Raw genomic sequence first — 18,977 nt, 5'->3', positions numbered from 1 at the left:
GGTGCGCCCCACCAGCGGCGACTCAGGCGGGCATTGGATCGGCGGTGAGTTCGCGGCGCAGCACGGGCAGCACCTCGGCCCCGAGGATGTCCAGTTGTTCCAGCACGGTGCTCACCGGCAGCCCGGCGTGGTCGATCAGGAAGAGCTGGCGGTGATAGGCGCCGGCGTACTCCCGGTAGCCGAGGACCGCGTCGATGACCTGCTGCGGGCTGCCCACCGTCATCGGTGTGATGTTCATGTACTCCTCCAGGGACGGCCCGTGGCCGTAGAGGGGCGCGTTGTCGAAGTACGGCCGGAACTCCCGGACCGCGTCCTGTGACCTCGGCCGGACGAAGACGTGTCCACCGAGCCCGACGACCGCCTGCTCGGCGGTGCCGTGGCCGTGCGCGGCGTACCGCTCGCGAAACGTCCGGACCAGCCGGGCGGTGTGCTGCCAGGGCCACATGGTGTGGTTGGCGAAGAAGCCGTCACCGTGGGCGGCCGCCAGTTCCGCGGTCTCCTCGCTGGACACCGACGCGTGCCAGACGAACGGGGGACGGCCCGCGAGCGGCCGCGGCACCGCCGTGAACCCCTGCAACGGCGTACGGAACTCGCCCGACCAGTCGACGGTGTCGTCGTCCCACAACCGGCGTAACAGCCGGTAGTTCTCGGCCGCCAGCCGGCGGCTGTCGTCGGCGTCGCGGCCGAACCACGAGTACACCGGGCCGAAGATGCCCCGGCCGAGCATGAGGTCCAGCCGGCCGCCAGCCAGATGCTGCACCGTCGCGTAGTCCTCGGCGATCCGGACCGGATCGTTCGTGGTGATCAGGGCCGTCGCGGTGGAGAGCAGGATCCGGCTCGTCCGCGCCGCCAGGTAGCCCAGCAGCACGGCCGGCGCGGACACCGCGTACGTCCGGTTGTGGTGTTCGCCGACGGCGAAGACGTCGAACCCGGCCGCCTCGGCGTGCTCGGCGATCCGGGCCGTGTTGAGTAACCGTTCGTGATCCGTCGGGGCCCGGCCGGTCACCGGGTCGGGAGTGCGGTCGCCGAGGCTGTAGACACCGATCTGCATACCTGCCAGACGAGCGGGGCCGACGGCCGGTTCAGATCACGCCCGGCTCATCGGCCGGGGGTGGCCGCCGTACCCGCGTCGCGGGGGAGGTATGCGGTGACGACGACCCGGGTGCCGCGGGTGACGGCGAAGTGGGAGAGATCGGCGATGCCGACCGGCAGTTCACCGTCGAGTTCCTGCACGCCGGCCCGGCCGGTCCAGTTGACAAGCGGCCGCTGCCGGCCGTCGAAGGTGTAGCCGTAGAGCCGGTAACCGGTGCCCTTGTCCAGGCCGCTCAGGGTGGCCCGCACGGTGACCCGGTCGCGTTCCTCGGTGAGCAGCACCGACAGGTTCGCCCCGGAGCCCTGGTCCGTCGCGGAGGCGACGGCGGTACGGACGGTGGCCGTCTGCACGTCCGGGGCCTGCGGGGTGAGCAGCGCCCTTGTGGAGATCCCGGCGACCGTGAGAGTGAGCCCCAGCAGAGCGCCCAGACCCGCGACGGTGACGGCACGCCGGGAGAAGAACCGCTTCGGTGGGGATTCGGCACGGTGACCGTCGTCGGGCTGCGGGACAGACGCGCGGTCGGAACCGGGTTGGGCGGGATGCGCGACAGGCCGTCGGGCGGCCGGTGTCGGCGGCGGCACGGCAGTCGGAATGGCCCGTTGCTCACCGGGCCGGGGCTTCTCCACCAGCGCGACCGGCGGCGGCGCGACCGGTGGGGGAGCGGCCGGCGGGGGAGCGACCTGTGCGGGTGTGACAGGTGGCGGTGCTGCCGGTGGGGGAGCGGCCGGTGGCGGTGCGGCGGGTGGGGGAGCGACCGGTGGCGGTGTGGGTGGTGCGGGTGCGACCGGCGAGGGCGCCACCCGCTGCTGCGGTGGCTTCCGGCGCCCGGGCTCGGGCCTGGCGGCGGCCGGCGCCTCCCCGGTGGTCGTCCCGGCATCCGCACCGCCGCGTCGCCGCCGGAACCGGCGTCTGTCAGCCTCCGGGGCCTCTACGCCCGGCGGAGCCGCGGGCTCCTGCGGCGCGAACCGGGCCGGAAACGCCGGCGGCACCGCCGTCCCCAGCGCCCCGTAGAGGTTGAGCAGGTTGTCCGTGTCGTCGCCGAGCAGGGCCAGCGCGGCGAGTGTCTCGCACACCTCGGTCGCCGCCGTCCGGCACTGCCGGCACGATTCGAGATGGCGCCCGACCTGCTCCCCGCTACGCCGGTCGAGCGCGTCGAGGTGGTAGAGAGCCAGCAGATCCGCCACATGGGCGTCTGTACCGGAGACGTCTTCCACCCGCATCAGGCCCTCGGTTCACCGACTTTCCACCAACAATGCTTGAAACGTGCCCCGCCGAAGCGCGGTTCACCTCGGCGGCGACAAACCCGGGGCCATGTCGTCGAAGATATCCTGTAGGTCGGACATCCGGCGTTGCCCGATCTCCCGAAGCTGCACGGTCACGTCGCGCAGCGCCGCCAGCACCGCCTCCTCGACCTCCTCCCGGCCGGCCTCGTACACCTCCGGGTCGATGCGGACCGACCGGTACTCGCCGACCGCGTTGACCCGCACCCGGACGGCACCGCCCGCCGCCGACCCCACCAGCTCGGCCTCGGCCATCCGATCGCGGATGGCGTACACCTCCGCCTGCATGGCCCTCGCCCGGTCCAACGCTTCCCGCATGCCCGGTTCGGTCACCGTGCCCTCATTCCCTCGGTCTCTTCGACACAGGCGAGCCTGCCACCGGGCGCCCCGGCGCTGTAGTCCTCCAAGTGGGGACCACCACGACGTCCCCACCTCGTCAGCAATCCATGATCAGGTAAGCGAGCCGGGTGAGCACATCGGTGGCGGAGCGGTCGTCGCGCGCCCGCTCCAGCACCCGTTCCATCAACGCCGTCCGCACCGCGCCGGGCAACTCCCGGAACCCGGTCGGCACCCGGCTGGTGCCGACCGCCTCCCCCCGGACGACCCGGTGCACCAGGTCCAGCGCCTGTGCGGTGGCCGTGTCCAGCGGGGCCGGTGCCTCCAACCCGTCGGCCAGGTGGGGCAGGCCGGCCAGCACGCTCTGGTCGGCCGTACGCACGAGGTCGATCAGCAGGTGGCTACGGGCCTGCGCGTCCGGCGCGGCGAGGAACCGCCGCGCCACCTCGGCCGGGACGGCGTCGGCGAGCGCGACGGTCTCGGCCGGAGGATCGTCGGCGGGTGGACGTGCCTCGACGTCGATCGGCCGCGCCTCGATGGCCGCAACGGCCTGCCCGGTGGGAGCCGCGTAGCCGGTGAGAGCCCCAGATCCGGTGAGAGCCGCGTATCCGCTCGCAGCAGTGTCCCCGGTCGCAGCAGTGTCCCCGGTCGCAGCAGTGTCCCCGGTCGCAGCCGTGTCCTCGCTCGCAGCAGTGTCCCCGGTCGCAGCCGTGGCGATCGATTGTGCCATTCCGCGCAGTCGCTCGGTGCGACCGGCGCCGGGACGGTGCACCCCGGCGAGCCACTCCCCGGACTGCCCGAAGAGCTGGTCGAACCGGATGAGCCAGTCCTGGACGAACTGCTCCGCCAACGCCTGCCCTGCCGCATCCGCCGGACCGACCGTGGTCGTGACGTCGGCGAACGCCCGCCGCGCCCGGCGTGCCTCCCGCACCAGTTGTGCGTCCTGCAACAGCCGCAGCGGTACGGTCTCCGACAGGGCCGTGGCCAGCGTCGCGAGTCCGTCGGCACCGGCCGTGACCGCCGCCGGGGCGAAGCGGAGCCGGCGCATGCTTGCCACCGCCCGGTTCACCGCGTGGTCCAGCAGCTCGGTGCTCTCGTCCGTCACCCTCCGGCGCGTCGCCTCGTCGACCTCGCGGTCGTCCCGGGTCAGGGCCGCCAGGACCGCCGCCTCCGCCCGGCCGCGGACGGCCTCGATCCGCTCCCGCACGTCGGCCGGCACGCCCGCCCAGTCGACGGCCCCGGCCTCGGCCTCGGTGGGCGTCTCCTCCACCGGCGCCGTGCCGCTTCGCAGGTGGCGGGCGTAACGGGCGCGCAGCGCCTCGATCTCGGTGGCCCACTGACGCCCCCGCACCTCGTCCGGACCGCCGGAGAGCCGGCTGCTCAGGTGCAGGAGGCCGATCTCGTCCCGGATCCGCGCGGCCAGCTCGTCCTGGACCGCGCGGGTGGCCTCGGGCGCGAACTCGGCTGCTTCGGCCGCCGACCACGCGTCGGCGGTCCCCGCCCGGGCGGCCTGCCGGATCGTGGCTCGGTCGTCGGGGCCGACGAACCCCAGCAGGTCCTCGATTCGGGAGGTCTCCTCGTGCACGGCCTGATCGACGGCCTCCCCGGCCTGCACGGCGAACGCCAGGAGAATCCGGGCCACGCCCCGTTCAGCGTGCGGGTCCGGTACGGCCTCCAGCACCTCCGACAGGGCCCACAGCAGGCCGGCGTCGGCGGTCCGGGCGATCGACAGCACCGCGTCGACCAGCCGCCCGGCTCCCATCGCACTCAGCGTGACCCGGCCGGCCGGTGAGCCGGACAGCGCGTGTAGGGCGGGGTTCGCCAGCCAGGCGTCGACGGCGTCGACGATTCGGCCCTGCTGCTGCTCGATCAGCGAGGTGACGTCCGGCCGCCGGTACCGGAAGGCGGCCGCCTCGGCGCGCAGCTCGGCGACGACGGAATCGGAGCGGAGCATCCGGTCGACGAAGCCGCGGATGGCCTCGGCCTGGTCCCCGTCCACAATCGTTTGCGCCGCGAGCCGGCGCTCCAGCGCCGTCGCGAGCGCCTGAGTCAGCCGCTGCTCCATCTCCTCGCGCGCGGGCAGCTCCTGGACGATCGCCGCCAGGTGCCGGTGCAGCAGCTCCTCGGCCTCCGGTTCCGCGAGCCGGCCGCGCAGGCCCCGCAGGGCCGCCAGCGCGTCGTCGACGACCGAGGTGCGCGGCGATGGCGGCAGGCCCGCCACGAAGACGCTGTAGACGCCGGCCCCGTTCAGGATGTGCCTGCGGGCCGCCGCGCCCAGCCGGCGGACGGCGGCGTCCGAGTGCGCGTCGACGAATTCCCGGTAGGCCCACCGCGCCTCCTCCCACGCGGCGGCGTCGAGCCTCATCCCCTCGGCCGCCTGCCACTCCGCGGCGGCGTCCGCGAGGTCGCGGTCGGCCTCGCCGATACGCGTCCTCGCCTCGGTCAGCGCGGTCTGGCGCTCGGTGAACCGACGGATCAGCTCCGGGTAGTGGGCCTCGAACAGCTCCGCCGCGGCGAGTGGCTGGTTTAGTTCGAAGGCGGCGGCCGTGAACGCCTGCCCGGCGAGCGCCCGGGTGGCCGATTCCCACTCTGCGGTCAACAGCGGGGCGAGGTCCGGGTTCTCCTGTGCCCACCGGGCGGGCAGGCCGCCGCGCCGCCGCAGGACCTCCGCCACCCGGTCGGCGAAGACGGAGCGCAGCCGGAACTCCCGGATAAGTTCCCGATACGTGTCGAGCCATCCGGCTCGATCGCCGTCCCGGTCGAACGCCTCACCGGCCCGGCGGACGAAGTCGGCCATGACCTCTGCCTGCAATCGGTGGAAGTCGCCGCTGAGCACGCGGCTGTGGAAGTCCGTGGCGAAGTCGGGCCGGTCCGACGGCGGCGCGGACGGATCGGGACGGCCGGGCCGTGGCCCGGCCACGGTCAGGGCGGTGGGCTGCGGATACCACCCGTGGATCACCTCTAGGAGGTGGCCTCGTACCCGGTCGTGAACCGCGCGGACGGAGCGGCTGACCTCGCCCCGGCCGACCCACCCGGCCGTGCGCCGCAACCCCTGGACGACCGCGTCGGCCCGGTCGGCGGCCCCGATCTCCACCGTGGTGAAGGTGCGCAGCGTACCCGTGACGTCTTCGGTCATCCGCCGGGCCAGCTCGTCGAGCTGGGTGAGCTCCCACGCCTGCGCCCCGTGCTGGTGCCAGTCCGCCCGGTGCTCGCCGACCATCTGCTCCGCCAGCGTGGCGAGCGAGATGACCCGTCGCCGGACGGAGAGGTGGCGGTCGAGTGCCGCCAGCAGGCGGTCCCGCTCGACCACCCAGGAGCGACGCTCGGTGGCACCGAACTCCGCGGTCCCGGCCACATGACTGTCGAACATGGCGAGCAGTTCGCGCCTGACGGCCTCGCCCTCGCTGTCGGGGAGGCCGCCGGCCGGACCGGTGCCGGGCAACCGGGCCACGGCCAACCGGCTGTCGATAAGCGTGGCGAAGGCGGTTCGGGCGTCCATCTTGCGTACGTGTGAGCTGACCCAGTCGTCCGCCCGGGCCAGGTGTCCGGCGAGGACGTCGGACCAGGACGGCCCGGACGGGGCCGAATACCACGGTCCCCTCTCGACGTCGTCGTCCACCGGGGCGTGGTGCTCGCGCAACGCCGCGCCCACCATGTCGAGGAAGGCCAGCTCCGACTCCGGGTGCGCACTGTCGCTGACCGGCCGCTGCGCCGACACGGTGACGTGGGTCTGGATCCACGCCTCCGCGAGGGCCAGCTCGCCCGTGACGTGTCGCGCCCAGTCGGCGCGGTCGAAGTTCCACGACCGGGCGCGGCGCTCGTCGGCGTCGCGGCGCAGCGAAGCGGCGAGGTCGTCGGCCGCCTGCCGGGCGACCGCGGCGTCCGGACCGGTGAACCCGGCCACCAGGGGTGCCGTGACGGCGTCGATCCGGGCCGTCAGCTGCGCCAGTTCGGCGGCGAAACCGGAGTTGGCGGCCACCGGGATCGGATCGTCGGCCACCGCCCGCAGAAGGGCTCTGCGCAGGCCGTCGACGTCCACCGCGCCCTCGTCCACCATGGCGGCGGCGGTGGCGATCTCCCCGGCCAGGGACTCCTGCTCCGGCACCCCGAGCGACGGAAGCGGCGCCTGCCGCCGCACGTCGAGCAACTCCCGGAGCACGCGGTCGACGGCGGCGGTGAGACTCGTCCGGGTCGCGTCGGCCACCGCCAGGGCCCCGACGACCGCCCTGGCCCGTGCGCCCACCAGATGGATGGTCAGCCATGCCTCGGCGGTACCGAGGACGTGGTCGAGCTCGCGCGCCCACGCGCCCGCGTCGAATTCGTTGAATCGCGCCAGCGGCGGGTACGCCTGGTCGAAGCGGGCGAGGAGCGCCGCGTGCAGGGCAGCGGCGGCGTCCTCGGTGGCCGGCCGGAGCTGTTCCGGATGCCGGGCGAGCACGGGCCTGGTGCTCTCGTCGACCGCCGTCCGGATGCGGGTGACCGCCGCCGACCGGCGCTCGTGGGTCGCCTTCCAGGCCTCGGCACCGTCGAGGTGCCGTTGCAGCGTCCCGGCCCAACCCTGATCGGTCAGCTCCCACCACTGCGACCGCTGGGTGTCGAAGTCGGTGAGGATGTGATCCCGCAGCGCGATGCCGGCCGGACCGCCCCGCAACTCCTCGTGGCGTTCCAGGCGCTGCCGCAGCGCCTCGCGTGCGGGATCGCCCGCCACCGTGGTCGGCGACGGAGTCTGCGCCAGCAGCCCGACGGCGTCGGCCGCCCCGTCGCGCACCGCGGTGCTCACCTGCTGCGCGTGCCTGAGACGCGGGGCCGGCGACGGTAGATGCGTGGTCAGGAACCTCGCCAGGCGCTGCTGTTGCGCCCCGTCGAGGTGGGGCCAGAGCCGTGCGGCGGGCGCCTCGCGGAGCGTCGCGGGCAGCGCCAGCACGTCGGCGACGCGCCTCTCCAGCTCGACGTCGATGCGTCGGGTGATCGCCGTACGCTGTGCCGGTGACAGCAGGGCCGCGCCCCGCAGCCGGCGGTCGACAAGCCGCGTGACGTCCTGCCGCAGCCGTTGCCCGAGCAGGTGGACGGTGAGCCAGCCGTGCACGCCCTCCACCACCGTGCCGGCGGCCTCGCGCCACTGCTCGGCCTGGCTGTCCGAGAAGTCGTGGCTGGGTGCTCCGAGCCACCGCCGCACCGCCTCGGCGAAGTCGTCCACCGCGGTCTGCGCGGCGGACGCCTGGCCCGTCCCGATCCCCATCCCGGCCAGCGCCGCGGTCGCGCTGCCCCGCGCGTCGGTGACCAACCGTTCGCGCAGATCGAACGAGCGGTACCAGGTGTCACGGTGGGCGATGTTCAGGTCGGACGTCCGCCGCCACGGCGCCCGGTCGAAGTTCCAGTCCTCGGCGTGCGCGGCGTCGAAGCGCGCCAGCTCGGCGTCGCGGAAGGCCGCCCCCGTGACGTCGCCGGCGGTGGCCCCGCGCAGGTGCCGCTCCAACTCGGAGCGCTCGACCCGGCCGGCCGCGCCGTCCTGGACCGGCTGCCGCGCCGCCGTGTCCACCAGACCGGCACGCAGCACCGTCAGCGCCCGGGCGATCCGGCCGAGCGGGTCGCGGAGGTCGGCGGGACGGTTCGCCACGATCCGGTCACCCACCTGGGCCGCCAGTGCCCTCTCGTCCACCCAGGGTGCGTGCAGTGCGCTGGCGGTGATCGTCAGGTACGGGGAGAGCACCTCGTCCACGCTCCTCGTCGCGGCGGCCATCAGCTCCGGCTGGGGGTTCGTGCCGTCGGCGTGCCAGCCGTTGACCCGGGCCTGCCGGTCGACCTCCGCGTGCATGAGCTGGCCACGGACGTGGACCGTGAGCCAGCTCTGAAGCGTGTCGGCGTGCCCCCGGTACCACCGCCGCAGGGCCTCCCCGTCGGCCTCGTCGTAGAACCTCCCCGGCGCGATGTGGTCGTCCAGGTGCTGCCGGGCCTGTCGGCGGAACGCCTCCGCGGCGACCTCAAGTTCCGCCGCCCGGCCCCGTGGCAAGAGTTCCTGCTGGGCGTGGCCCAGATCCGCCTCGATCCGGGCGGACAGGTCGATGCTGAGCTGGTGCATCGGCAGCCAGGAACGGAACGAGTCGATCGCGGTGGTGTAGCGCGCCTGCCACCGTTCGTGGTCGTGACTGCGGGGCATCGCCGGATAGGCCGACTCGAACAGATCGCGCACCGACTTCGTGAACGCCGCACCGGCCGTACCGTCCACGGGGGTGGCCGCGCCCCGGTTGAACTGTGCGATCTCGGCCTCGACGACGCGATCGAGATCCTCGCCCAGGGTCCGCTGGGTCTGGATGCGCTGCTGCATCGCCGCGACGGAGGCGTCGAGATTCGACCTTGAGAGCGGGGAGGTGAGGTCCCAGGTCCATCTGGCCTGGTCGTGAACCTGGCCCTCGGCGTGCCGGGAATCGAGTCGATCGAGAATTCCCGCCCGGACGAGGGCCGCGGCCTCCCGGCCGACCTCATCGTCCGCCGGCATCGTGGCCAGTCGCTGGGCCAGTGCCTCGTCCAGCGTCCGCTCCGCCTCGGCGCGTTCGGCGGCGAATCCGGTTTCGGCGGTGAAGGCCACCGGTTGCAGATCCGCCAGCAGCCCACCCACCCGGGCCTGCACGTCGGCCACCGCCTCCGGCATCGCGGCGTCGCCCCGGCCCGCCCCGTCGATGGCCCGGAAGACCTCCCACAACCGGCTCTTCTGCTCCGTGCCCCCGGCCCCCGCCGGGATGCCCTTGTCGATCTGCGTCTGGACGTCCCGCCAGGCCTGCGTCAGCAGGTTCCTCTGCTCGGCGGCGCCGAGCGACGCCGGGAGGCCCTGAGCGATCTGCGCCTGCAGGGCGGTGTCGAGGCGCGTCTTCAGCGCCTCGGCGGAGTTGCGCACCCGCACCCGCTCCAGGTCGGGCGCCGCGAGTCCCTCCGGTGTCCGTTCGGCGAGCGCCCGGTCCACGACCTGCGCGACACGGTGGCGCATCAGCTCCGCCGTCAGCTGCGCGTCGGCGGTGCGGGACAGGGTCGCATACTGCTGCCGCACGGCGTCGAGGACTTCGACGCTCGCGGGTACCGCCTTCGCCGTGTCGTCCAGGCTGCCGAGGAAGCGCGACGACACGGCCTGCGCGGCGTCGTGCGCCTCCCGCGCGTCGGTGCCGGACCCTTCGGACCGGCCGGCCGCCGCGTCGAGGTCCCGGCGCAGAGCCGGCCCCAGTTCGTCCCGCAGCCCCTGCCACCGCCGCTCGTTCAGGGCGCGGCTGAACTCGTCGCCGTGCGCCTGCTCCCGCTCCAGCCACCACCGCCGGTCCGCCTCGCGCGTCAGCGAGGTGTCCCGCGAGGCGAAGAACTCGGCGCGATGGGCCGCGGCCACCTCGGCGACGTACTCCGGGCGCTGGAATCCGGCCGCGCGGGCCCGGGTGGCGGATTCGATCTCCTGGAACTCGGCCGCGGCGGCGCGTAGGTGGGTGTCGGCCGTGCTCAGGTAATCGGTGTGGCGCCGCAGGTCGGCCCGGAAGGTGTCCACCCGGGCCGCCCACTGCGCGTCGAGCCCTCCGGGGTGCGCGTCACCGCGACCGGCGACGTGGAAGATCTCGTCGTACGCGCGCTTGAGGTGGATCGCCAGGTGGGTCTCGGCGAGCGGCCAGAACCTGTCCTCCAGGGAACGGTTCGCCTCGTCGATCGTGTGGAAGGCCCGCTCAGTGCCGATGACGTCGTCGATCGCGGCGTCCACCGCCCCCTCACGGGCGATCTCGTCGAGTTCCGTCCGGAGCCGCTCGCCGGTCAGATCGTCGAAGAACGACCTGAACTCCTCGATCCGCGTCTCGATCCGCGTTTCGATCCGCGTCTCGGCCCGGTCGCCGGTGCCGTCCTCGTCCGACCGGTCGCGCACGTCGTCGGCGAACCTGTCCTGCACCGCCGTCTCCACGCGTTCGCGCAGGTCGTACCGCAGCCGGTTGAGCTGGGCGTCGGTCAGGTCGGGAGTGAAACCCTCCGCCCGGCGGGCCGCGTTGCGCGCGGTGACCGCCGCGTCGAGGCGTACGTCGACCGGATGCGCGAGCGCCAGCCGGGCCTCCGCGTCCACGGAGCCGACAGCCTTCACCTCGGTCTCGATCTCGGCGGTGGTGGGCAGCCGGAACTCCGTGTCGGCATCGGCGTCACCGGTCGGCCGCCACGGGTTCTCCGCGGCGCCCGCCCCGGCGGCCCTGGCGGTGACCGCCGCGGCATCGAGCTGCGCCGCGGCGGTCACGAACTCCGGATCCTGCTGGGCCAGCAGGTCGTAGGCCCGTCGGATGCCGCTCTCGACCGTGAGCAGCCGGTGGGGAGCGAGAAGATCGACCAGCCGTGCCGCCCAGACGTCCTCCACCGCGGGCCCGTCCGGCGACCACCGTTCCATGCTCAGTTCGCCGTCGGCACCGAAGAGCCGCTCGTGTTCCTGCCGGACCATCTGGCGGGCGGCGGCGCGCAGCTCGGAGAGCACCACGGCCGGAACGGGCAGGTCGTCGGCGGCCGTGACCGCGCCGGCCGCACGGTCACCGTCCGCACCCGCCCGCACGCCCGTCAGGTACCGCGCGACCCGCTGGGTCAGCTCGCCGTCCAGCAACGTGTCGAGACCCTGGCGGATCTGCTGCTCCGGGGTCGGCTCAGCGAACCGGCCCGCGGTGGTGCCGCCCGGATCGCGGGGCACCACCACCGTGCCCTTGGTGACGTCGTCCAGCCACCGGACGGCGAAGGACTCGTACCGCGCCCAGAACGCGTCGCGTGCCGCCGTGGCGGATTCCGCGGCGCGTGTCGCGGTGGTGGGCTCCGCGTCGCCTGTCGCGGTGGCGGGATCCGCGTCGCGGGGGGCGAACAGCCGGGCGTGGTCGCCCGTCCCCGACAGGCGGTCGAACACCTCATCGACCCGGGTCCGCGCGGCGTCTGCCTGCTCGTCCCACCGGGCCCGGGCGGCGAGCCGCCGGGGCACCGTGGCGGTCAGCTCCCGGTACGCGTTGTCGAAGCCCAGCACGTCGGACTGCTCGTACCAGGTGGTCCGGCCCAGATGACGCTCCACCGCCGCCCGGACGTCGGCCAGGAACGCCTCCCGTACCTCCTCGCGTCCCCGCGCCGACGGCGCCAGGCTCCCGCGGGGCACCCCGGTCGGCTCGAACCAGTCCCGCGCACGCCCCACGACCATCTGCACAGTGGCATCCAGATCGAGCTGCCCTTCGACGCGCCGCCGCCGGATCGCGTCGGGGCCGGCGTCGACCGGGCCGTGCATCGGGGGACCGACCTCGTCCGGGCGCCCGCCCAGCCAGACGATCCGGTCGCCGTCGCGGTACGGCAACCGCCGCGCGAGGGATTCCGCCTCAGCGGCCACCCACGACGGTGTGGGCTGCCCCTCGGCGCCGACGATCACGTCACCGTCGCGCGCGTAGGCGCCGGCGCGGATGTCGTAGGCCCGGTCGATCGGCACGGTCGGCGGCCGGAACCACACCCCCAACCGGTCGAACTCCAGCGTCCAGCCGTTCAGCAGCGGGCGGGAGCCCCAGTGGCCCGGCTCGCCGGGCCCGCCCGGCGTGGCCGGCCGGGGACTCTCACCGGACGGACGGATGTGCCACTCCGCGGCCAGGTGCGGCAGCGTCGGCCGGCCGGCCGCGTCGACGGGTGTCGCCCGGGCCGCGGCGGACAGGCTCGGTTCGGGCGGCTCGGCCATGGCGACGGTCAGTCCGATCCGATCCGCCAGGGCCGCCTGCTCCGCCGGCCGGAGGAAGGGGGCATGCACCACCGTGTGGGGCCGTACCGCCGGCATGAGCCCCGACAGCGGCGCCTCCGGGTCGACGCCGGCGCCGAACACCACCCGGTGCCGGCCGGGCAGCTCGGTGAAGGCGGCGGCGGCCGTCACGATCTCCCGGTCGGCGGGAATCTGGGCGCTGTCCACGTGGACCACCGTGCGACCATCCATCGGGGTGATGCCCACCCCGGTGGGTTGCAGGTGCGAGCGGATCACCCCGGCCTGCACCGATGGTCCCCGGCCCGGCCGTGCCAGGTCCGCCGCGACGTCGCCGCTCGGCAGTGGCTGGCCCGCCACGGCGGCGCGGTCCCGCACGTACGCCGTCGCCAGCCGGCTCAGCGTGTCGTCCGGCAGCACCGCCATGGCACGTGGGTCCAGGCGGCGGAAGTCGCCGAGCGCCGGATGGTCGGCCGCCGACGGACCGGCGCCCGGCGTGGCACCGTCCGGCGTCGCCACCGGCCGGGCCGGCCCCGCCGCGGTACGGCCCTGCACGGCGGCGCCCTCGGTGAAGTAGCCCGGAATCCGGTCCCGCAGGTCCTGCTCGAACGCGTCCCACCGCCGCAGTGTCTTCGCGTCGAAAACCGGCCCCCGGTACGACAGGTGCCCGCCGGACTGCAGCAGCTCGGCGACCTTGGTGTGGATGCGCTCGTGCACCCGTTGCAGCGCCGCGGCCCGCTCCGCCTCGCCCACACCGCGCGCCACCGCGTCGGCGTGGGCCTGCTCGATGGCGTCGCGCAGGCGGAGCGTCTCGTGATGCGCGACGCCCTGATGGATCAGTTGGCCGCGCAGGTTGCGCAGACCCTCGGTGAAGGCGACCTCCGCGTGCAGGAACTGCCCGCTTCCCGGGCCCATGCCGGCGGCGATGGCAGGCCCGAACGTCATGTCGAACAGCTCGTCCACCGACGAGGCGTGCTGTGCGCGGAGCCGGGCCGCGTTCTCCGCGCCCAGGGACTCCAGCGAGAACAGACGCTGCTCCCCGTCGGGCCCGCGTGAGCGCCCGGCCATGTGGCCGGCATGCCGCTCGGCCTTCGCGTACTCCGCGGCGATGTTGGGCCGCAGGCTCTCGGCACGCGCCGCCGACCGCAGCGCCGCGGTGTACCGGGCGTCCACCTCCCGGACCGTCGTGGGCCGGGGCGTCGGCTGTGTGGCGTACGCCGTCTGCGCCTCCCGGACGAAGTACCCGCCGAACTTCTGCTTGAGTGCGCTGAACTCCTTGTCCCTCCCGGTGGCCCACTTCTGCGCCGCCTGCTCGTCGGCGCCGTGCAGCGCCCGCCCCTCGGCCAGCGTGCGGTCGCGGTCGGTGGCCAGCGCCGGCGAACGCACCTCGGGGGGTTCCCCCGACCGGTGGGCGCGCAGGCTCGCCCGGAACTCGTCGATCGCCTCGAGGACCTTCCCGGGTGACCGGCTGCCGAACCGCTCGGCCAGGGCGGTGACCTCCTTCGGGTCCATCCCGGCCCGGCGGCCGATGTCGGCGGCGACCTTGCCCAGTGCGTCAGGCATCTCGCCGTGGCGCACGTGGCCGATGTCGCGGCGGACACCCTGCCGGATGTCGTCGACGTGCCGGACCACGCCGGCCTCGGCGACGAAGAAGTCGACGAACCGGTCCAGCCGCCGGGCCGCCAGGGCGCTGTGGTCGGCGACCAGGTCCGGTCTCAGCTCCCGCAGAGCCATCGCCTTCATCGACGGCCAGAAGTCGTGCCGCATCTCGTCGAGACGCTCGGATCGCCAGGCACGCCGGCGCGCACCCTCGGTCACCCCCGACAGGTTGCCGTTGCCCGCCTCGGTGAGGCGCTCGTGCCGCGCGGCGTTGTTCTTGGCCGCGGTCTCCAGCAGCGCGTGGGCGTCACGGGTCCGGGCCGCGTCGTCGAGGCCCGCGCCCACACCCTGTTGCCCGGTGCGGAGGTCGGCGGTTGCGCCGGGAGCGACGCCTGCGGCGCGGGAGACCTCCGGCGCCCCGGCCACCGGCGGGTCGGCTTGGCCGGTGATGCCCGGCTGGTGCCGGGCCGGTGCCGGCGAAGTGGCACCGTGGCTGCCGGGTGTGCCCGCCGCCGTTCGCTCGCCGGCGGGCAACGGATCGCTGCTCACCGAGGCACGACCATCGCGTACCGGCGCCTCCGCCTGGGGGCCGTTCTCGGCGGGCGTACGGCCGGGCGTGGTCGGGGCCGCCCCGGCCTCGGTGGGGAGGGTCCGGGTGCCGGCGGTGCCGGTGGGTCCGTCGGGGAGGGTCCGGGTGCCGGCGGTGCCGGTGGGTCCGTCGGGCAGGGTCCGGGTGCCGGTGGGCTCGGCGGTGCGGGCGCCGGTGGCACCGCCCGGGGCGCTGCGGGCAGCCTCCGGGAGGGTGCCCGGAGCAGCGGTCTCGGTGCCCTGGCCCCGGGCGGGCACGGGTGACTCCGGTCCGCCGGGGATGGGCGTCGCGGCGCGCTCCCCGGAAGCCGGCACCCGGGGCCCCGCCGATCCCACGTCGGGAAGCGGGCCGGGCATCTCGGTGCCGGGTCGCTGACCGCCGGGCGGACCGTCGGCGCGGATCCCGGTCGGACCGGCCTCGATGGTGGGGTGCGGGGCGGAGCGGCTGGGCACCCCGGCGATCCGGCCGCCGTCGAAGATGTCGAACTGGCTCATCGGGACGCGTCCCGACGGCGGCTGGACCAGCGACAGCCCCAACTCGTCCAGTACGCGTTGCGCCCGGACCGGGTCCAGCCCGCCGCCCGCAACGCCACCGGGGTCGACCCGTCGGACGGGCGCCGGCGGCTCGCCGCCCAGGTGCGTGGAGCCCAGCCGCCCCGCGCCCGGGTTCCCGGCGTCCAGGTGCGCCGTCGACGGCAGCGGCGATGAGCTGTGCGGCTCGATGACGCGGCCCGGTGACGCGGCCGGCGACGACAGTGTCGGCGACGGCGGTTCGCCGCGGGGGGTGACGGGCGATCCGGCGTCGAGCCGCGCCGGTGCGATGCTGTCCGGTCCCGTCGTCGTGGGCCGCTGTACGCCGGGGGAGTCCCCGCCGGAGAACGACCGACTGGTCGGCGGCGGGGACGGGGAGTTGACAGTGGGCGGCGCGTCGACCTGCCGGCCGGTGTCCGGGCGCAGCGTGGGATTGCTCCGGACCGCTGACGTGGTGGTCTGCGGTGGCATGGGCACCCCGGTCCCGCCACCGGCCGTGCCGACCTGGGCCTCCGCTCGGCCGGCGACACCGGGGGACCCGCCCCCGACGTCGACCCGGCCGGAGATGTTCGCCGCGGACTCCGGATTGACGGCCGTGCTGCTGACCGCCCGCGAGGGGGCGACCTCGACGCCCGGTCCGACCGTCGCGGTCGCCGGGCCGTCGAGGTTCGCCTGCGTCGGCCGGACGGACAGGTCGAGGTTGGGCATCGCCGTGTCGCCGGTGCCCGAGGTGATGCCGGTGCGCTGGACGCCCTGCAGGCCGGTGCCCTGCTGATGCGGGCTGGCCACGTTGGACGGCAGCGTGGCCGGCACGTCGGTCAGGTCCTGGTTCCTGTTGATGTTGCGCAGCGCGGAATAGTTGATTGAGAACAGGCCGCCGAGCAGCGCGCCGAGTCCGACGCTGATCCCCTCGTACTTGTTGATGTGGAAGGGGCTGTCGGTGGCGACCGAGCCGACGCCCTCGGCGACCATGTCGATGGCGAAGGCCTCGATGCCGTAGACGACGAACCCGGCGAGGAACTCGACGAACATGCGTCCCAGGGCGCTGGAGAGGCTGACGATCCGGGGCACCACCTGGACGGCCAACCAGGTGATCGCGGCCGGGATGATGAAGAAGTCCAGCGGCAGCATCACGAAGAACAGCAGGGCGCTGACCAGCGCCATGATGAACTGCTTGTTCAGCTCCTTGATCCGCTTCTCGGTCTCGTTGGCCATGTACCGGAGCTGGTTGGCCCAGGAACGCGCCGAATCGGCGACCCGGCCGAGGATGACGTTGAGGCCGTTCGCCGCCTTGCCGGCCGCCGGTCCGGCCTGGCCGCCCCAGACCGTCGAGTTGACCGCCGCCAGCACGTTCTTGCCCAGCAGTTCGAGCCGGTCGGCCTGGGCGTCCCACGCCATGGCCTCGGCCCGCAGTTTCTCGGGATCCGGGAGAACCGGATCGGCACTACCCACGCTCGCCTACTCCTCCGTAGTCCGGGTCAGCCGGCGTCGTCGGGCAGCGGCAGGGGATCGGTGCCGTCGGTGTTGAGCGTGTGGGTCTTGCCCTTGTCGTCCACCCATGTGGCGGCCTCGACCCGGTAGATCTCCTTGTGCGAGTGACCCTCCGCGTCGATCCGCGTCTCCTCGATCCCGTACGCCCAGACGGTGACAGTCTCGCCCTGGTACTCGTACGAGAAGTCGGTGAGCTCCGGCTTCGGCGTCTTGTCGCCCTCGTACAGTAGGTGGGTGCCGCCGGAGGAGTCTTGCCACTGGCCCACGACGTCACGGTTGTCGTACCGGACGCCGTTGTGGTTGTCGTAGTTGATCGAGATGGGGCCCCCGCTGGCGTCCTCGGGGACCTGGGCGCCGGCCTCGGAGGGGGCGGCGAGCTCGTTGAGGAAGTCGTCGAACATCTTCGTGACGGACATCTCGGCCTCGTAGTAGCTGGAGGCGGCGTGCACCGCGACGGCCCGGGAGAGCCGCATGATGCCGGGCTGGTCCTGGTCCTCGGTGGCGCCCTTCTTGCCGAACATCTCGTTCTGAGCCGTCTGCAGCCGGTCGTTGAACGCCTTGGCCTCCTCGGAGCTCTGGCCGGTCCAGCCCAGCTTCAGCTCCTCCCAGATGTCACCGATGCCTCTCCAGCTCTCCTCGATGTCGGCGATCATGCCGGGCATCCACCGGTGGGCATACTGGTACATGGCGTTGGGATAGATGACGAACGTCTTGTCCTCGGCCGAGCTGTTGTAGTCGGACGGGGAGTTCGCGGAGAACTCGTTCGGCACGATCCTGTCCTCCCGCACGCGACGTCGTCCTGGAACCGACGTTAGGCCACCACCCGCGGGGCAGGCAGTTCCCTGTTCGCGGGCGCGGCCGTCACCCCAAGAGGGACGTTGTCGCGGCCGCCCGGAGCCGGTCACCATTCACCAATGGCAGAATCGGACGACCATGTCATCAATCCGGAGCAGAACCAGGGCGGCGACAAGCTGGTCGACCTGACCCAGAACTGGCCGACCGCACGGACGGTGACCGGCAAGAGCTCCGACCTCGTCACGCCGCCGTCGGAGCCGGAGGTGAAACAGGAGCCCGACGGCAGCTACTACGTGCTCGGCGAGAACGACGAACACATCCCGACCGACAACCAGGGTGTGCCGGCGCCGAGGACCGACCCGGCAACCGGTGAACCCCTGGACCCGGAGGAACCGGGCGACACCGCGGTCAAGGTGAACGTCGGCAGCCTCTACGACGCCGAGAACGCGATGCTCAAGTTGACCAGTGCTGCCATCGACGATTTCGAGAGCTTCAAGAACGCGCGTCTCGAGAATGAGACTTGGGTGTTCTATGCGAAGAACAAGGAGTCGACCGAAGACCGCACGTACACGAGGAATCCCGAGGCCGGCGAGGAGTTCTTCGTGGCTTTCGAGACGACCGGGCCGGAGGTCGAGGATCCGAACCCAGAGCGCACGGCGGAACTCATCCAGAATCAGAACGCGTTGCTGCAGGCGATCGGTGGCGCGATCCACCGGGTCGGCCGGTTCGCCGGCATGTACAACGACGCCGCCCAGATCTACGCCGCGGCCGACCGCAGCTCCTGGATCGACTGACAGCGCGGACACCACAGCTCCGCCGCGGGCTCAGGGCCACGGCGGAGCTGCTGCGCACGCTCAGCGGTTCGGCATCCACGTCTTGACGTTTGCCCACTCGCAGTCGGAGTAGTTGGCCCAGCTCAGGTTGAGCGCGTAGGCGATCTTGCCGAGCACGCCGGTCGGGCCGAAAAGCCCGTCGGCCGCCAGGTTCCACTCGCCCTGCAGGCCCTCGTAGTACGTCTTGGCCGTACCGGTCCAGGTCTGGGAGATCGGCCCCAGCTGGATCTTGAGATCCTCCAGTTGCTGGGTGATCTGATCCGCCTTGCCGTTGATGTCGTGGCCCGCCTGCTCAAGCTCCATCGGGACCTTGAGATTGCTGGACGCGGGATCCGGCATTGTCTACTCCTTCTCTGCTGTGTGGCCGCCACCGGCTCCCGCTACAGGCGGGCACCCGGGATGTCGCCGTTGACCGCCTGCAACTGGTTGATGTTCGCCCACTCGGCGTCCTCGTAGTTGACGGCGTTGCCCCGCAGGCCGCTCGCGATGTCGGTCAACGAGTTGTGCAACATCCGACCGTAGATGTCGAAGTCCGTCATCAGGGCGTTCCACTGATCCGCGGCCACACCACCCCAGATCGAGTGCATCTGAGTGACGTACGCCTTCAGGCTGGCCAGCTCGCCGTCGATGTCGGTCGCCGTACGGTCACAGCTCGTCGCCGCTGCGGTCACCATTTCCGGTGTGACGTTGACCGGAGTCATGCCCATGGACGTTCACCCGCTTCC

The 18,977-nt window shown here is 73.3% G+C and carries 8 protein-coding genes; 1 reads left to right on the top strand and 7 read right to left on the bottom strand.

The features are described 5' to 3' along the window. Positions 1-22: 22 nt before the first annotated feature. The 5 genes from AB0B85_RS14295 to AB0B85_RS14275 form a co-directional block, all read right to left on the bottom strand. A complete protein-coding gene (locus tag AB0B85_RS14295; RefSeq protein WP_357407164.1) occupies positions 23-1,051 on the bottom strand; it encodes a CE1758 family FMN-dependent luciferase-like monooxygenase in 1,029 nt (342 codons plus the stop codon). 47 nt (positions 1,052-1,098) lie between these two features. After that, the gene (locus AB0B85_RS14290) at positions 1,099-2,313 is read right to left on the bottom strand and encodes a zf-HC2 domain-containing protein (RefSeq protein ID WP_357407162.1); all 1,215 of its coding nucleotides are present in this window, start codon (positions 2,311-2,313) and stop codon (positions 1,099-1,101) included. Positions 2,314-2,376: 63 nt separating this feature from the next. Further along, a complete protein-coding gene (locus tag AB0B85_RS14285; protein ID WP_357407160.1) occupies positions 2,377-2,706 on the bottom strand; it encodes a YbaB/EbfC family nucleoid-associated protein in 330 nt (109 codons plus the stop codon). A 103-nt stretch (positions 2,707-2,809) separates the two neighbouring features. Beyond that, positions 2,810-16,585: a hypothetical protein gene (locus tag AB0B85_RS14280; protein WP_357407158.1), complete on the bottom strand. Its 13,776-nt coding sequence runs from the start codon at positions 16,583-16,585 to the stop codon at positions 2,810-2,812. Positions 16,586-16,611: 26 nt separating this feature from the next. After that, the gene (locus tag AB0B85_RS14275; RefSeq protein ID WP_357407156.1) at positions 16,612-17,412 is read right to left on the bottom strand and encodes a hypothetical protein; all 801 of its coding nucleotides are present in this window, start codon (positions 17,410-17,412) and stop codon (positions 16,612-16,614) included. Between the two features lie 126 nt (positions 17,413-17,538). Here AB0B85_RS14275 and AB0B85_RS14270 point away from each other — a divergent pair, with 126 nt between their 5' ends. Further along, the gene (locus tag AB0B85_RS14270; protein WP_357407154.1) at positions 17,539-18,213 is read left to right on the top strand and encodes a hypothetical protein; all 675 of its coding nucleotides are present in this window, start codon (positions 17,539-17,541) and stop codon (positions 18,211-18,213) included. 60 nt (positions 18,214-18,273) lie between these two features. Here AB0B85_RS14270 and AB0B85_RS14265 read toward each other — a convergent pair whose 3' ends face one another. Together AB0B85_RS14265 and AB0B85_RS14260 are read right to left on the bottom strand one after the other, a co-directional pair. Next, entirely contained in the window at positions 18,274-18,591 is a 318-nt protein-coding gene (locus tag AB0B85_RS14265; RefSeq protein ID WP_357407152.1) for a WXG100 family type VII secretion target, read from the bottom strand. Between the two features lie 41 nt (positions 18,592-18,632). Further along, a complete protein-coding gene (locus tag AB0B85_RS14260; protein WP_357407150.1) occupies positions 18,633-18,959 on the bottom strand; it encodes a WXG100 family type VII secretion target in 327 nt (108 codons plus the stop codon). Positions 18,960-18,977 lie beyond the last annotated feature (18 nt).

It is taken from the genome of Micromonospora sp. NPDC049044 (assembly GCF_040649215.1).
GTDB lineage: Bacteria > Actinomycetota > Actinomycetes > Mycobacteriales > Micromonosporaceae > Micromonospora.
The sequence above is the reverse complement of the archived record's forward strand: the minus strand, read 5'-3'. Positions and strand labels throughout refer to the sequence as shown.

Coding starts and splice junctions, on each gene's coding strand:
- AB0B85_RS14270 (WP_357407154.1), top strand. CDS start 17,539: ATGGCAGAATCGGACGACCATGTCATCAATCCGGAGCAGAACCAGGGC.
- AB0B85_RS14260 (WP_357407150.1), bottom strand. CDS start 18,959: ATGGGCATGACTCCGGTCAACGTCACACCGGAAATGGTGACCGCAGCG.
- AB0B85_RS14295 (WP_357407164.1), bottom strand. CDS start 1,051: ATGCAGATCGGTGTCTACAGCCTCGGCGACCGCACTCCCGACCCGGTG.
- AB0B85_RS14290 (WP_357407162.1), bottom strand. CDS start 2,313: ATGCGGGTGGAAGACGTCTCCGGTACAGACGCCCATGTGGCGGATCTG.
- AB0B85_RS14265 (WP_357407152.1), bottom strand. CDS start 18,591: ATGCCGGATCCCGCGTCCAGCAATCTCAAGGTCCCGATGGAGCTTGAG.